Annotated in this window: 13 protein-coding genes; 11 read left to right on the top strand and 2 right to left on the bottom strand. The window is 61.3% G+C overall.

Annotated elements, in window-relative coordinates:
* Positions 1-2: 2 nt before the first annotated feature.
* The 7 genes from AC1D2R_RS21125 to glpK all read left to right on the top strand — a co-directional run bounded on the left by AC1D2R_RS21125 (position 3) and on the right by glpK (position 8290).
* Entirely contained in the window at positions 3-803 is an 801-nt protein-coding gene (locus AC1D2R_RS21125; protein WP_477970122.1) for an HpcH/HpaI aldolase family protein, read from the top strand.
* An 11-nt stretch (positions 804-814) separates the two neighbouring features.
* A complete protein-coding gene (locus AC1D2R_RS21120) occupies positions 815-1699 on the top strand; it encodes an SMP-30/gluconolactonase/LRE family protein (RefSeq protein WP_477970120.1) in 885 nt (294 codons plus the stop codon).
* 3 nt (positions 1700-1702) lie between these two features.
* Positions 1703-2467 carry an SDR family NAD(P)-dependent oxidoreductase gene (locus AC1D2R_RS21115; protein WP_477970118.1) on the top strand — a complete coding sequence of 255 codons (765 nt, stop codon included), beginning with the start codon at positions 1703-1705 and terminating at the stop codon, positions 2465-2467.
* Positions 2468-2478: 11 nt separating this feature from the next.
* Complete coding sequence (locus AC1D2R_RS21110) at positions 2479-4470, top strand: alpha-glucosidase (RefSeq protein ID WP_477970116.1); 1992 nt, start codon at positions 2479-2481, stop codon at positions 4468-4470.
* 2 nt (positions 4471-4472) lie between these two features.
* Complete coding sequence (locus AC1D2R_RS21105; RefSeq protein WP_477970114.1) at positions 4473-5243, top strand: TSUP family transporter; 771 nt, start codon at positions 4473-4475, stop codon at positions 5241-5243.
* Entirely contained in the window at positions 5240-6709 is a 1470-nt protein-coding gene (locus tag AC1D2R_RS21100; protein ID WP_477970112.1) for an NAD-dependent succinate-semialdehyde dehydrogenase, read from the top strand. Before AC1D2R_RS21105 ends, AC1D2R_RS21100 begins: the two co-directional genes overlap by 4 nt.
* A gap of 78 nt (positions 6710-6787) precedes the next feature.
* A complete protein-coding gene (gene glpK, locus AC1D2R_RS21095) occupies positions 6788-8290 on the top strand; it encodes a glycerol kinase GlpK (RefSeq protein WP_477970110.1) in 1503 nt (500 codons plus the stop codon).
* A gap of 125 nt (positions 8291-8415) precedes the next feature.
* Here glpK and uxuA read toward each other — a convergent pair whose 3' ends face one another.
* Together uxuA and AC1D2R_RS21085 are read right to left on the bottom strand one after the other, a co-directional pair.
* Positions 8416-9603 carry a mannonate dehydratase gene (gene uxuA / locus AC1D2R_RS21090; RefSeq protein WP_477970108.1) on the bottom strand — a complete coding sequence of 396 codons (1188 nt, stop codon included), beginning with the start codon at positions 9601-9603 and terminating at the stop codon, positions 8416-8418.
* A gap of 50 nt (positions 9604-9653) precedes the next feature.
* Positions 9654-10376: a GntR family transcriptional regulator gene (locus tag AC1D2R_RS21085; RefSeq protein WP_477970106.1), complete on the bottom strand. Its 723-nt coding sequence runs from the start codon at positions 10374-10376 to the stop codon at positions 9654-9656.
* 227 nt (positions 10377-10603) lie between these two features.
* On the opposite strand from AC1D2R_RS21085, the gene AC1D2R_RS21080 reads away from it, so the two are divergent.
* From AC1D2R_RS21080 to AC1D2R_RS21065, 4 genes are read left to right on the top strand one after another with little or no spacing between them, the layout of a single operon-like run.
* Positions 10604-11779 (top strand): extracellular solute-binding protein, encoded by a 1176-nt coding sequence (locus AC1D2R_RS21080; RefSeq protein WP_477970104.1) that lies wholly within the window; start codon positions 10604-10606, stop codon positions 11777-11779.
* 58 nt (positions 11780-11837) lie between these two features.
* Positions 11838-12938, top strand: coding sequence for an ABC transporter ATP-binding protein (locus AC1D2R_RS21075; protein ID WP_477970102.1), 1101 nt, complete (start codon positions 11838-11840; stop codon positions 12936-12938).
* Positions 12935-13813, top strand: coding sequence for an ABC transporter permease (locus AC1D2R_RS21070; protein WP_477970100.1), 879 nt, complete (start codon positions 12935-12937; stop codon positions 13811-13813). The genes AC1D2R_RS21075 and AC1D2R_RS21070 overlap by 4 nt, the downstream gene beginning before the upstream one ends.
* Before the next feature lie 2 nt (positions 13814-13815).
* Positions 13816-14658, top strand: a complete 843-nt coding sequence (locus tag AC1D2R_RS21065) for an ABC transporter permease (RefSeq protein WP_477970098.1) — start codon at positions 13816-13818, stop codon at positions 14656-14658.
* Positions 14659-14689: the final 31 nt, after the last annotated feature.

Raw genomic sequence — 14689 nt, 5'->3', positions numbered from 1 at the left:
CCATGAGCCTGACCAACCATTTCAAGGCGTGGCTTGCCGAGGAAAAGCGGCCGGCCCCTCTGGGGACCTGGCTTATGGCGGCCGCACCCGCCACGGCCGAGGCGCTCGGCTATGCGGGCTTCGACTTTCTCGTCGTCGATATGGAGCATGTTCCGATCGAGGTCTCGGATGTGGCAGGCATTTTGCGCGCTATCGGGTGCACGCCGGCCGAGGCTGTCGTTCGCCTCGCATGGAACGACCAAGTCCTGGTGAAGCGGGTCCTTGATGCTGGCGCAAGGACAGTCATGCTGCCCTTCGTGCAGACGGCAGAGGAGGCGCGAGCTGCCGCCTCCTACACTCGCTACCCGCCTCAGGGCGTGCGCGGCGTTGCCGCAGTTCATCGGGGCTCGAAATTCGGGACGATCCCGGACTATCTGAAGCGGGCCAACGGCGAGGTCTGCACGATCGTGCAGCTCGAAACGCCCGACGCTATCGAAAGACTACCGGGCATTGCAGCGGTCGATGGCATCGATGCGCTGTTTGTTGGCCCCGGTGATCTGTCTGCTGCGATGGGCCATATCGGCAACATTGCCCACCCCGAGGTCCAGGCGCTGATCGAAAAGGCCGCAAAGGATGCGCATGCCGCCGGCAAGCCAGTCGGCATCGTTGGTCCCAATCCGGAGATGGTGAAGCGGTTCCTGGGGTACGGCTACGATTTCGCGGCCATCGCGTCCGATATCGCCATGATGACCGGTCGCGCCAACGACTGGCTTGGCGCATTGAAGGGCGAGCCGGTCGCTGTCGCCCCAGCGGCAGCCTATTGAGGATCATCCCCGTGAAAACCGGCTTCGAACCCGTTCTTGATCTTAAGGCTTCACTCGGCGAATGCCCATTGTGGTCTGTGGCTGAGCAGGTGCTGTATTTCGTCGACATCAAGCGTCGTCACATCCATCGATTTGACCCTTCCACCGAAGGACTGACGACCGTCGAGCTTTCCGAGGAGGTCGGGTGCATCGGCCTTTCCCGCGGCGGCGGGTTTATTGCCGGTCTGCGGTCGGGGCTTTGGCTGATAGGCGCAGATGGCACGGCACTTCGCAAACTTGCTGACAATCCGGAGGACCAGGCGATCAGCCGTTTCAACGATGGCATGGTCGATCCAAGGGGGCGATTTGTTGCCGGGACTGTGGATGAGACGCGCGAGAAGGGGATCGCAACGCTCTATCGCTACGACCGCCGCGGGCTTGCTCCATTGGCTGGCGGGCTTCTCACCTCCAATGGCGTGGCCTTTTCACCCGATGGTCGGCGGCTCTACCACGCCGACACGCTTCGCTACACGCTCTACACCTATGACTACGACTGCGATGCGGGTGTTGCCGCCAACCGACAGGTCTTTGCCCGGTTTGGCAGTGACATCGACAAGGGCCGTCCTGACGGCGGCGCGGTCGATGCTGAGGGATGCTACTGGACGGCGCTGTTTGAGGGCGGGCGTGTGCAGCGTTACAGCGCCGATGGAGTGCTCCTTTCCGAATACGCGGTTCCCGTGAAGTGCCCGACCATGATCACCTTCGGCGGCAAGGACATGCGCACACTCTATTGCACGTCAGCCAGGATCGGTCGCCCTGACGACGAGCTATCGGCCTTTCCGTTGTCTGGAGGGGTGTTTGCCATGCGCACCGACGTCGCGGGCCTGGCCAAGCCCCTTTTCAACCCGGAAGTCTGAACCATGCCTTTCAACTATGACAGTGTTCGCTATTCATCGCTCGAAAATCGGGCTGTCCTGATCACCGGTGGGGCGTCGGGTATCGGTGCGGAAATGGTCACGGCCTTTACCGGCCAGGGCGCTCACGTTTCGTTCCTCGATATTGACGCTGGCGAGGGCGCAAGGGTTGCCGCTGCGACCGGAGCGGCGTTTTACGAATGCAATATCACCGATACTTTCGCATTGCGGCGGGTTATCGCCGAGGTGGAGCAGGCGCGGGGCGGTATTGACGTCCTCGTCAACAACGCCGGCAAGGACGATCGCCACGCGATGAGCGACGTTGAACCCGAGGACTGGCGGCGGGCGCTATCGCTCAACCTCGATCACCAGTTCTTCGCGACCCAGGCCGTGAGCGCAAAAATGGCGGAAAAGGGAGCCGGCTCGGTCATCATGCTGGGGTCGATTTCCTGGATGCGCGGACGGCCCGGGATGATCGGCTACACCACCGCCAAGGCCGCGATCAACGGCATGACCAGGACGCTCGCCCGCGAGCTTGGCCCTTCCGGGATCCGCGTGAACTGCATCGTTCCTGGAGCGATCGTGACCGAACGCCAACTTAAACTCTGGACGTCGCCAGAGCAGAACCAGCTATTCATCGACCTTCAGGCGCTGAAATTCCGGCTCGACGCCAGCCATATTGCGCGGATGGCGTTGTTTCTCGGTTCTGACGAAAGCAGCGGCTGCACGGGCGCCAATTTTCTCGTCGATGCCGGCCTTACACAAAACTGAGTGTGAATGACATGAAACTTGAAACGACTTCCAACGGCTTTACCATCTCGCTCGACGGTCGTGCCATCCTGCACCACAGCCCGTCGTCTCCCTGTGTCTTCGCCGGCCACGGCGAGGAGCGGATGGACATGTATCGCGGCAATTTCGAGATCGAGGACTACGTCATCGAGCGCAGTGCCTTGCGTCATGCCGAGATTGCCGGCGACCGGATCGTTCTTTGCAGATCTGCGGGCGACAGACCGCGTCTGGTCCTGACGCTTGCGGGCAATGCCATTGAATTTGAAGCGCCGGATCCGACCGTCAACCGGCTCTGGATCCGGACCGTGGCCGATCACGACGAGCATGTCTGGGGCGGTGGCGAACAGATGTCCTACTTCGACATGCGGGGGCGGCGGTTCCCTCTGTGGACCTCGGAGCCCGGTGTCGGACGCGACAAGATGAGCGAAATCACCTTCAGGTCCAACGTCAAGGACAAGGCCGGCGGCGACTACTTCAACACCAACTATCCGCAACCGACCTATGTTTCCTCAGCTCGATATGCACTGCACGTCGAGACCTCGGCCTATTCCGTCTTCGACTTCCGACGCAAGACGTTCCATGAAATCGAGATCTGGGCAATTCCGCAGCGCATCGAGCTCTTCACCGCGCCGACCTTTGTCGGTCTGGTCGAGGCGCTCTCTTTGCGTTTCGGACGGCAGCCGGAACTACCGGAGTGGGTCTACAGCGGCGCAATCGTCGGTTTAAAAGACGGCGACAACTCCTTTAACCGCCTTGATAAAATGATCGAGGCCGGGGTTCGCGTCTCGGGTCTCTGGTGCGAGGACTGGGTGGGGCTGCGCCAGACTTCGTTCGGCGCGCGCCTTTTCTGGGACTGGCAAGCCAACGAGGAACGATATCCGGCACTGCGTCAACGCATCGCCCAATTGCACACCGAGGGCATCCGGTTCCTCGGCTACGTCAATCCCTACCTTTGTGTCGACGGACCGCTGTTTTCAGACGCGGAGGCGGCGGGCTATTTCGCAAAGGACCGGCTCGGCCGCACCGCTCTTGTCGATTTCGGAGAGTTCGATTGTGGCGTCGTGGATTTCACAAATCCGGCTGCGGCCGAATGGTTCGCCGATGAGATCATAGGCGGCAAGATGCTGGACTATGGTCTGTCAGGCTGGATGGCGGACTTCGGCGAATATCTGCCGATCGACGTCGAACTTGCCAACGGTATCGATGCCAAGCTCATGCACAATCAGTGGCCGACCCTTTGGGCTGAAGTGAACGCCAGGGCCGTCGAAAGCCGCGGCAAGACAGGCGAGGCTCTTTTCTTCATGCGCGCCGGCTTCACCGGCGTCCAGAAGCATTGCCCCTTGCTATGGGGTGGTGACCAGTCGGTGGACTTTTCTCGCCATGACGGGCTTGTGACCGTCATCTGCGCCGCGCTCTCCTCCGGTCTGTTGGGCAATGCCTATCACCATTCCGATATCGGCGGTTATACCAGCCTGTTCGGCAATGTCCGCACGCCGGAGCTGTTGATGCGCTGGGCCGAAATGGCGGCCTTCACCCCGGTCATGCGCAGCCATGAGGGCAATCGCCCCCGCGAGAACGTGCAGATCGATCAGGACGAAGAGGTGATGGCCCATTTTGCCCGGATGACGCGGATATACGTGCATCTGGCGCCATACCTCAAGTCACTTTCCGCCATCGCTGCATCACGTGGCCTGCCGGTCCAGCGTCCGCTTTTCCTCCACTACGAACATGATCGCAGGACATACGACATCCAGGACAGCTACCTTTACGGGTCGGACGTTCTCGTCGCGCCTGTTTGGCAGGCCAACCAGAGCGAACGCACGCTCTATCTTCCGGAGGGCTCAAGCTGGATCCACGCCTGGAGTGGCAAGGAATATGGTGGCGGAAACGACGTCACCGTCGCTTCGCCGCTTGGGCAGCCCCCGGTGTTCTACAGAGCGGACGCGACGTTCGCCGAGCATTTTGCCGCCTTGCGGACACTGTGAGGATGGACATCGCCAGCCTCGCCACAGTGTTGGCCCTTGCGGCCGTGGCGGCCTATCTGCAGACCCTGACAGGGTTTGCGTTCGGGCTGATCATGATGGGTGGCGTCGGACTGACCGGCGTCATCGCATTGCCCGATGCAGCGGTCCTCGTCAGTTGCCTGACATTCGTCAATGCCGTGCAGGTGCTCGTGAAGGGTTGGCGGGACATTGCGCTGCGCGCATTCGTCCCGGTGGTCGTTTCCAGCGCCGTGGCACTTCTGGCCGGCTACTGGATCCTCACCATCATGGCGGCTGCGTCGATCAATTGGCTGAAGCTCGTGCTTGGGATGGTGATCATCGTGTCCAGCATTCAGCTGGCGCTGAAACCCGCGCCGCTGGCGCAGGTGTCCTCGCGTGGTTCCTTTGCCTTCTTCGGGGCAGTTGCCGGCGTCATGGGTGGATTGTTTTCCACCGCAGGCCCACCGCTTGTCTATCATCTCTATCGTCAGCCAATGTCGGCGGCCGCGATCCGCGAGACGCTGGTCGCGGTCTTTGCGATCAATGCCGTCATCCGGCTTTTCGTCGTCGCGTTCAGCGGCGACATGCCGCACGCCGGATTCTGGTGGGGTCTGACCGCCATTCCCGTCGTCGTCGCGCTCACTTTTGCCGCCAAGCGCTGGCCGCCACCGATCTCGAACCTGTCGCTGCGCCGTCTGGCATTCGTGCTGCTTCTCATCTCCGGGCTTTCATTGGCTCTACCCGCCCTTCTCAACATCATGGGAGACTTTTCATGACCGACATTCGCAAGATCGACCTCAAGGACCCTTCATTGCTGACGAACAAGGCATTCGTCGGTGGCGAATGGATCTGCGCGCCCGATGGCAAGTCATTTGCTGTTACCGATCCCTTCGACGGCGGGGTGATCGCTGAGGTGCCAGACCTCGGTCGCGACACTGTTCGTCAGGCAATCGACGCTGCAGCGCAAGCGCAGGTGGCCTGGGCAAGGCGCACCGCCAAGGAGCGGGCGCGGGTATTAAAGCGCTGGTTTGATCTCATCGTCGCCAATGCAGACGATCTGGCCCTGATCCTGACAACCGAGCAGGGCAAGCCGCTCTCGGAAGCCAAGGGCGAGGTCATGTCCAACGCTTCCTATCTCGAATGGTTTGCCGAAGAGGCAAAGCGCATCGACGGCGACATCATCCCAGGCGCCAATCCTGGCCAACGGATCATGGTTCTCAAGCAGCCGGTGGGGGTGTGCGCGGCCATCACGCCCTGGAACTTCCCGAACGGCATGATCACTCGCAAGGCGGGACCGGCCCTTGCGGCCGGTTGCAGCATGATTTTGAAGCCCGCGTCGCAAACGCCGCTCTCGGCACTGGCGCTCGCCGTTCTTGCAGAACGTGCCGGTGTGCCCAAGGGCGTCTTTTCGGTGGTCACCGGCGAGGCAAAGCCGATCGGGCTGGAGTTCTGCCACAATCCGAAGGTTGCCAAGATCACGTTCACGGGTTCGACCGGCGTCGGCCGCTGGCTGATGAAGGAAGCCGCCGATGGCATCAAGCGGCTGTCTCTGGAACTCGGCGGAAACGCGCCCTTCATCGTCTTCGACGATGCCGACATTGACGCTGCTGTCGAAGGGGCGATGATCTCCAAATTCCGCAATGCCGGTCAGACCTGCGTCTGCGCCAATCGCATTTATGTCCAGGAGAGCGTGGTCGATACCTTTACCCAGAAGCTGCTGGCCAAGGTTGCCGCTCTCAGCCTTGGCCGGGGCACGGAGCCGGGGGTCAACCAGGGGCCACTGATCGACGAGCGTGCTGTTGCCAAGATGGAAGAGCATGTTGCCGATGCACTTGGCAAGGGCGGAACGCTACTTGCAGGCGGTAAACGCAGCGTGCTTGGCGGCAACTTCTATGAGCCGACGGTCATCACCGGAGTGACCCAGGCGATGAAGGTGGCGAAGGAAGAGACGTTTGCGCCGCTCGCGCCGATCATTTCGTTTGCGGATGAGAATGACGTGATCGCCATGGCCAATGACAGCGAATTCGGCCTTGCCTCGTATTTCTACGCGCGCGACATGGCACGCGTCTGGCGCGTTGCCGAGGCGCTGGAAGCAGGAATGGTCGGCGTAAACACCGGCATGATCGCAAACGAAATGGCGCCCTTCGGTGGGATCAAGCAGTCCGGCATGGGTCGGGAAGGCTCGAAATACGGCATCGAGGGTTTCCTCGAGCTCAAATATGTCTGCCTGGCAGGACTGTAACGAGTGTTGCGAGCGGTGCGCAACCCGCGCCCCGCTCGGGATAACCAGCCCGACGCGGCGGACGATCTGGAGTATGGAATGGGCGCCTATGTGCTTGCTGTCGATCAGGGGACCACGTCAACCCGATCAATCATTTTCGATAAGACCTACAGGAATTGCGGCTCGGATCAACGCGAGATCAGGCAGCACTTCCCGAAGTCGGGATGGGTGGAGCATGATCCGAATGACCTGTGGGCCGCAACCGTGGAAACGGCCCGAAACGCGATCGCGTCAGCGGGGATAGATGCCACGAGCATTGCAGCGGTCGGACTGACCAACCAGCGCGAGACGACGATCGTCTGGGACCGCCGGACGGGTGAGCCAGTTCACGATGCGATCGTGTGGCAAGACCGACGCACGGCCGACCACTGTGCACGATTGCGCGAGGAGGGGGCTTGCGCACTGGTGGCGGCAAAGACGGGGCTTCGGATCGACGCCTATTTCTCGGCAACCAAGATCGGCTGGATCCTGGATCATGTTTCCGGGGCGAGGCAGGCGGCTGAAGCCGGTCATCTCGCTTTCGGGACAGTCGACAGCTGGCTGGTCTACAAGCTGACGGGTGGAAGGCGCCATGTCACCGATATCACGAATGCGTCGCGAACCCTGCTGTTCGATATTGGCAGGGCAGGTTGGGACAATGATCTCCTTTCCCTGTTCGGCATTCCAGAAGCGATGCTGCCGGAAGTGTGCGACAACCTGGCCGATTTCGGAGTGACGGATCCGGCGATCTTCGGGGTGGCCCTTCCCATTCGCGGTATGGCCGGTGATCAGCATGCGGCGATGATCGGGCAGGCATGCTTTCAACCCGGGATGATCAAGGCAACCTACGGAACGGGCTGCTTTGCACTTCTCAACACAGGCACTGAGCGGGTGGTCTGCGACAATCGCATCCTGACGACGATCGCCTACAAGATCGGACCAGAGATAACCTACGCGCTCGAGGGTTCGATCTTCGTCGCCGGGGCAGCGGTACAATGGCTTCGCGACGGGATCGCAGTGATCGATCGCGCCGACCAGACGGCAGGTCTTGCCGAGAGCGCTGACGCAACCCAATCGGTCTATCTTGTTCCCGCCTTCACGGGGCTTGGTGCCCCCTGGTGGGATCCCCATGCCCGCGCAGCCATGTTTGGAATGACGAGAAGTACAGGCCCCGCCGAATTCGCCCGCGCGGCTCTGGAATCGGTCTGCTTCCAGACGCGCGACCTGCTCCACGCAATGCACGAGCGTGGTTCGGATCGGGCGCAGACGGTGTTGCGCGTCGATGGAGGAATGGCACGTAACGACTGGGCCATGCAGCGGCTCGCCGATATTCTGGATCTTGCCGCTGATCGCGCAGCGAGCGCTGAAATCAGCGCGCTGGGCGCTGCATGGCTTGCCGGCAACGCGGCCGGTATCTGGCCCGACCAGCTTGCGTTTTCGAAGGATCTGCCATCTGGCAAACGCTTCGAGCCGAACATGGAGCAATTGGCCCGTGATCGACTTTGTCAGGGGTGGGCTGCGGCTGTCCGCAGCACACTTGATTTCACGGCTGCACTGCGATGACGCGATCCGGCTCTGTTCCAGCGGTCTTTGGCTGGCCTTGCAGGCGTGTTGCTTGACCACAGGGATGGGCGACGAGTGCTGCCGCTCATCCCGATGGCGCTCATCAGCGCTCATCCTGCTGCCGCTCAGTTCGGCTTGGATCCGAGTGCGTGGAGAATGCCGCGAAGCTCGGCAAGGCCCCGCAGGCGTCCGATGGCGGGATAGCCGGGCGTCACCTGCTTGTTGAGATCATCGAGCATGCGGTGGCCGTGGTCGGAGCGAAACACGATCGTCTCATCGGCCTTGCGGCGGCTGTCTTCCGCGACAAGTTCCTTGAGAACGGCAACCATGTCGACATCACCTTCGAGATGCGCACTCTCATGGAAGCTTCGGCCATCCCCCTCGCGCCTGGTGGCACGCAGATGTGCGAAATGGATGCGAGAGGCAAATCGCCGGGCAATCGCCGGAAGATCGTTGTCGGCGCGCACGCCGAGGCTGCCGGTGCAGTAGCACATTCCGTTTGCCGACGACGGCACCGCGTCGAAAAGGGCCGCATAGTCGTCTGCAGTGGAGGCAATGCGCGGCAGGCCGAAGAGCGAGCGCGGCGGGTCATCGGGGTGCAGTGTCAGCTTTACCCCACGGGCTTCGGCCGCAGGCGTTACGGCCTGCAGGAATTCGATCAGATGCTGGCGCAGTCTGGCAGCATCGATACCGGCATAAGCGGCGAGCTTGTCACGGAACTCGGGTATGGTCAGTGGCTCGGTCGTCGAGCCCGGCAGCGCGGAGGTGATGTTGCGCGTGATATCGGCGATGTCATTCTCAGACATGTCATCAAAGACGATCCGGGCGCGCGCCTTGTCCTCGTCCGAGTATGCCTGAGCTGCACCGTCGCGTTGCAAGATGAACAGGTCGAATGCAGCGAACTTCTCATGATCGAAGCGCATTGCGGTCGCGCCGGTCTCGATCTCGTGATCGAGGTCGGTACGGGTCCAGTCCACGACAGGCATGAAATTGTAACAGACGATCGGAATGGCGCAGGCGGCCACCGCTTCAAGGCTTGCAATCCACGCTTCGATTTCCGCTTTTGCCTGCCCACCCTTTCGCTTGACGGCGTCAGGGATCGGAATGCTCTCGACCACGGACCAGGTGAGCGTCGAACGCCCGGCCGGCGTCGTTTCGATCATCGCCTGGCGCTCGCCGACCTCGGCCTGCGTCCAGGCACGGCCGATCGGCACATGATGCAGCGACGAGACGATATTGGTCGCCCCGGTCTGTCTGACTTCATCGAGTGTTACCGGTGCTTCAGGTCCGAACCATCTCCAACCCTGGCGCATCTGTCTCCTCCTTCGTGCCTGTTTTCTTGTTTTTCAGTCTGCTGCGACTGTCAGCAGAAATAGTCGGGATAGCGCGTACGAAGTTCGGCCACATCAGGTATGACCGCACTCAGGTGATGGGTCATTGCGGCACGCGCTGCCTGAAGATCATGGGCGGCGATCGCGTCGCGGATCAGGATGTGTTCGCACACGACATTGTTCATTCGCCCGAGTGCGGGAAGCGTCAGCCGCCGCGCGCGGTCGATCTGGACCTTGACGGTCTTCAGAATTGTCCAGATGCCGGGATAGCCGGCAATCTGCGTGATCGCTTCATGGAATGCCTCATCCTCACCGTGGAAGCCGGATGTATCGCCAAGAGCCTCAAATGCCTGCTGCCTGGCAATGATGGCGTCCAGGCGGGCGAGATCAGCGGCTGTTGCGATCTCGGCTGCCCGTTCGACCGTCGTTCCCTCGAGCGCCTTGCGCACGACAACGGCTTCGGGGATGGAGCCGACCGAGACCTTCGACACGACGGTGCCTGACTGCGGGTAAATCTCGACCAGTCCACTTTCAGAGAGCCTCAGCAACGCTTCGCGGACCGGTGTTCGGCTGACGCCGAAGGTCTCGGCAATGCGCTTTTCCTGCAGGAGCATTCCCGGTGGCATGCGAAGGGACAGGATATCCGCATGGAGCCGATCAAAGATTGCGTCCGCTGTCGTCACGCGCCGCAGCTTTGCCGGCCTCTCGGCAAGAGCCGCAAAGGAGGTGGCTGCGAAACCGGCTGCTGACGGCATGACATATCCTAATTATTGACTTGCTTAAGCATACTAGTATATCAATTATGTCCTACTGCCAAGATGCACCGAGGAGGAACGGTACTTTTGGCAATCTATTCAGGAGGTTCTGCACAGCGAGCGATAGAACGCTTTAACGTTGGTTGACGGGTCGGCACGTGCTGCTGCGCAAGGACGCTGCAACCGGCCGATGTTCCTACAAGAGAACAAGAGGAGGAGAGAACAGCATGAAAATCACCCGCAGGACATTTGTCAGCACTGCCGCGAGCGCGGCTGTCGCAAGCATGCTTCCGGTCACGGTCTGGGCCCAGGCAAAGAAGCCGGCGAGCCCGGTCGCGATCACCATTGCCGATGTGGCCGGCAACCTGGCGCTGACGCAAGGCATGTTCGAGGCCTATGCGGCCGAAAAACCCGACTGGGTTTCCGGTTTTGCATTCACCAAGGCCCCGGCTCCCGAGCTGCCGGGAAAGATCAAGGCGCAGCAGGCTGCCGGCAAGGTTGATATCGATCTTGTCCTGACGGGCACCGATGCGCTGTCTGCCGGTCTAGATCAGGGTCTGTGGATCGATCTGTCCGCGCACAAGGCAGAACTGCCCAATCTGGAAGCGATCTTGCAGCCGCAGGCCTTAAAGATGCAGGCACTCGCCAAGGATCAGGGCGTAGTCATCACCTACTACCCCTCCGGTCCGCTGATCGAATACATGCCGGACAAGGTCGCAAACCCTCCGAAGTCGGCGCAGGAACTGCTCGACTGGGCAAAGGCCAACAAGAACCGCTTCATCTATGCAAGGCCGGCAAATTCCGGACCCGGGCGCACCTTCCTGATGGGTCTGCCCTACCTGCTCGGTGACAGCGATCCTCGCGATCCGGTCAATGGCTGGGCCAAGACCTGGGCTTATCTTGCAGAACTCGGGGAGAACATCGAATACTACCCGACCGGCACCGGACAGGTGATGAAGGAACTCGGCGAAGGCACACGTGACATCGTCGTGTCCACCACGGGCTGGGACATCAATCCCCGCGCGCTGGGCATTGTTCCAGCCGAGGCCAAGGTGCAGAAGCTCGAGGGCTTCCATTGGGTCACCGACGCCCACTACGCGGTCATCCCCAAGGGCGTCTCCGACGAGAAGATTGCGGTTCTGATCGATGTTCTGAACTACATTCTGCAGCCGAAGCAGCAGGCGATTGCCTATGATGCCGGCTATTTCTATCCGGGTCCCGCCGTCAAGGACGTGACGCTCGAGATGGCGCCGCAGGAAAGCCAGGACACGATCAAGGAATTTGGCCGACCCGAATATGCCGACTGGATTGCCAACAATCCGCTGGAAGTGCCGCTTGAACCAAAGCTGCTCGTCCAGGCATTCCGCATCTGGGACGAAAAGATCGGCGCCAAGAAGGGCTGATCACGAAGTAGGCCCGCTCCGATCGCGACGATCGGAGCGGGCTCGTTTGCGTCAGTGAATGGAGATTGGCTTGAATTCGGTTTCAAACGCAGCCGTATCAGCACGTAACACCGCGCGCCTCGAACTTGATCGACTGTCCCGATCCTTCGGCGCCTACAATGCGTTGGACGGCATTGACCTTACGATCGAGCCCGGCGAATTCGTGGCGCTGCTCGGCCCGTCCGGCTGCGGCAAGTCGACGGCATTGAACTGCATTGCCGGTCTTCTGGGACTGTCGGGCGGTGAAATCCGGCTCGGCGGCAATCGGATCGATCAGCTGGAGCCCGAACGACGCGGGTTTGGCATGGTGTTCCAGAGCTACGCGCTCTTTCCCCATATGAGCGTGCGCAAGAATGTCGGCTTCGGCCTGGCCATGCAGGGCATCAAGGGGCAGGAAGCCGATAGGCGCATCAACGATGCATTGGCGCTGGTTCGCCTGGAAAGCCAGGCGGAGAAGCTTCCCGGCCAGCTGTCCGGTGGCCAGCAGCAACGTGTGGCGATCGCGCGCGCCATCGTCATCCGCCCCCCTATCGTCCTGATGGACGAACCGCTTTCCAACCTCGACGCGAAGCTGCGCCTTGAAATGCGCGCCGAAATCCGGGGCATCCATGACCAGATCGGCTCGACCACCATCTATGTGACCCACGATCAGGACGAGGCGCTGTCGCTGGCAGACCGCATCGTGGTGATGAGCCAGGGGCATATCGAGCAGATCGGAACGCCGGAGGATCTCTACCAGCGGCCGGTGAATGTCGATGTGGCCGACTTCATGGGGTTTCGAACCCGCATCAAAGGTCACATAACAGGGGTCTCGGGAGACGAGGCCGAGATCGACATCGCTGGAGCACGCATATCGGGCGCCATGCGCACGCCTTTGAAGCTCGGCGATGCCGCCATCCTGTCGGTACGGCCCGAAGATCTCGTCGCATCGGAACGCGAGGGCATTCCGGCGACGGTCGCCAGCATGGAATATCGCGGCCGGGCATTCTTTGGCCTGGCGCGAGCCAGTGATGGCTCCGAACTCTATTTCCGCGCCGACCACGTGTTGGCCCGTGGCGCACCGACCCGGCTGCATCCGGTTGCAGGAAGAGCACTGCTGTTCAAGGACACGACAAGATGAGCGGGCCGTCGCTGAGGACGCGGCTTGCGGCGCGCGGGCTTGACGGCACGACGATGCTGCTCTTGCCCGGCCTTGCCTTCATGATGGCGCTCTTCGTCTATCCGTTTTTTTACGGTGTTGCCGATTCGCTGATGCCGAAGGACGGCGCCTGGTACGCCAATTACGCAAAATTCTTCGACGATCCTTTCCAGTACAACACCATCGCTGCCACCTTGTGGCTGGCGCTTCCGGTGACGATCATCAATCTCGCCCTTGCCGTGCCGATTGCCTTTCGCGTCCGGTTGATGCAAAGGCAGCGCCTGCTGACCACCATTCTTGTGCTGCCGATCACGCTCGGCACCGTTTTTGTGGCAGATGGTCTGTTGACGTTTCTCGGGCCGCGCGGCTGGTTCAACCACACGCTTCTCCTCCTCGGCATCCTCGACAATCCGGTCAAGCTGACCAACAACTACTGGGGCGTTTTCGCCTCGCTCCTGATCACCGGCTTTCCCTTTGCGTTCCTTTTGACCCTTTCCTACATCACCGGGATCGATCCTGCGATCGAGCAGGCGGCGGCAACACTGGGGGCAGGGCCGCGCCGGCGCTTCTTCCGGGTGTTTCTGCCGCTGCTCGTTCCCGGGCTTGCGGTCACATTCTGCCTTGCCTTCGTCCAGGCCTTTGCCGTCTTCCCCTCGGCCGTACTGCTCGGCGCGCCGGCAGGCCCGACGCGGGTGATCTCGATTGCTGCCTACCAGGCGGCGTTCGAGCAATATGACCATTCGCTGGGGTCTGCGATCGCGCTGATCATGGGTGGTGTCGAACTCGTCGTGGTGCTTGCGGTGCTCGGCGCCCGGTCGTTCTTCTATCGCGGCCCCGCCGGCGGCACGAAAGGCTAGTCATGATCCGCGATCAAGGTCTCACCTCAAAGATCTGGCGTGTCTCCATCTGGGCACTTGCCACGCTCTTCATCCTCAACCTTCTTGCGGTCATTGCCGCTGTTGTCGTCAACTCATTTGCGACGCGCTGGCTCGGCACGTGGCTGCCGGCAGGCTGGACGACCAAGTGGTATTTCAGCGCCTGGAAGGAGTTCCAGCTTTCGAGCGTCGTGCTCGTGACCTTCGAGATCGTCTTTACCGTTGTCATCATCTCCGGCATTCTCGGCGTCATGACGGCCTATGCGCTGGCGCGCCGCGACTTTCCGGGCAAGCGACTGGTGATCCTCCTCTTTCTGCTGCCGCTTCTCATCCCGCCGCTGACCTATGGCATTCCGCTCGCGACCGTTCTTTACCGATTGGGGCTCGGCGGGACATTCTGGGGCGTCGTGCTGATCAACATCGTGCCCTCCTTGCCATTCGTCGTCCTGGTCATGATCCCGTTCATCGAGCAGATCGATCCGCGCATCGAAGCGGCCGCCCGCGTTTTTGGCGCCGGAACGACAAGCCTGTTCCTGCGCATCCTGCTGCCGCTGCTCTTGCCCGGCATGCTGGCAGCACTCCTGCTGGTGCTCGTTCGCACCATTGCCATGTTCGAACTGACATTCTTGATTGCGGGCCCGACCACGCAGACGCTCGTGGTGTCCCTCTACTACGCGGTGTTTGCCTCAGGCGTGCGCGCTGGTCAGTCGATTGACGCCATGGCGGTCGTCTACATGGTGACGACACTCTTCTGGCTGGTGATCGCACTGCAGTTCGTCAATCCGACGCAGATCGTGGCAAGGGCAAAGCAACAGCCGGTGCACTGATCGCGGGCCGGAGGGGCTACGGGAGGCCGAC

The organism is Rhizobium sp. P1_C7, assembly GCF_056406295.1.
This window is presented reverse-complemented; position numbering and strand designations above follow the sequence as displayed.

Excerpts from the sequence above, each read along its gene's own strand:
- AC1D2R_RS21125 (WP_477970122.1), top strand. The coding sequence starts at position 3 with ATGAGCCTGACCAACCATTTCAAGGCGTGGCTTGCCGAGGAAAAGCGG.
- AC1D2R_RS21115 (WP_477970118.1), top strand. The coding sequence starts at position 1,703 with ATGCCTTTCAACTATGACAGTGTTCGCTATTCATCGCTCGAAAATCGG.
- AC1D2R_RS21110 (WP_477970116.1), top strand. The coding sequence starts at position 2,479 with ATGAAACTTGAAACGACTTCCAACGGCTTTACCATCTCGCTCGACGGT.
- AC1D2R_RS21105 (WP_477970114.1), top strand. The coding sequence starts at position 4,473 with ATGGACATCGCCAGCCTCGCCACAGTGTTGGCCCTTGCGGCCGTGGCG.
- AC1D2R_RS21100 (WP_477970112.1), top strand. The coding sequence starts at position 5,240 with ATGACCGACATTCGCAAGATCGACCTCAAGGACCCTTCATTGCTGACG.
- glpK (WP_477970110.1), top strand. The coding sequence starts at position 6,788 with ATGGGCGCCTATGTGCTTGCTGTCGATCAGGGGACCACGTCAACCCGA.
- uxuA (WP_477970108.1), bottom strand. The coding sequence starts at position 9,603 with ATGCGCCAGGGTTGGAGATGGTTCGGACCTGAAGCACCGGTAACACTC.
- AC1D2R_RS21085 (WP_477970106.1), bottom strand. The coding sequence starts at position 10,376 with ATGCCGTCAGCAGCCGGTTTCGCAGCCACCTCCTTTGCGGCTCTTGCC.
- AC1D2R_RS21080 (WP_477970104.1), top strand. The coding sequence starts at position 10,604 with ATGAAAATCACCCGCAGGACATTTGTCAGCACTGCCGCGAGCGCGGCT.
- AC1D2R_RS21075 (WP_477970102.1), top strand. The coding sequence starts at position 11,838 with ATGGAGATTGGCTTGAATTCGGTTTCAAACGCAGCCGTATCAGCACGT.
- AC1D2R_RS21070 (WP_477970100.1), top strand. The coding sequence starts at position 12,935 with ATGAGCGGGCCGTCGCTGAGGACGCGGCTTGCGGCGCGCGGGCTTGAC.
- AC1D2R_RS21065 (WP_477970098.1), top strand. The coding sequence starts at position 13,816 with ATGATCCGCGATCAAGGTCTCACCTCAAAGATCTGGCGTGTCTCCATC.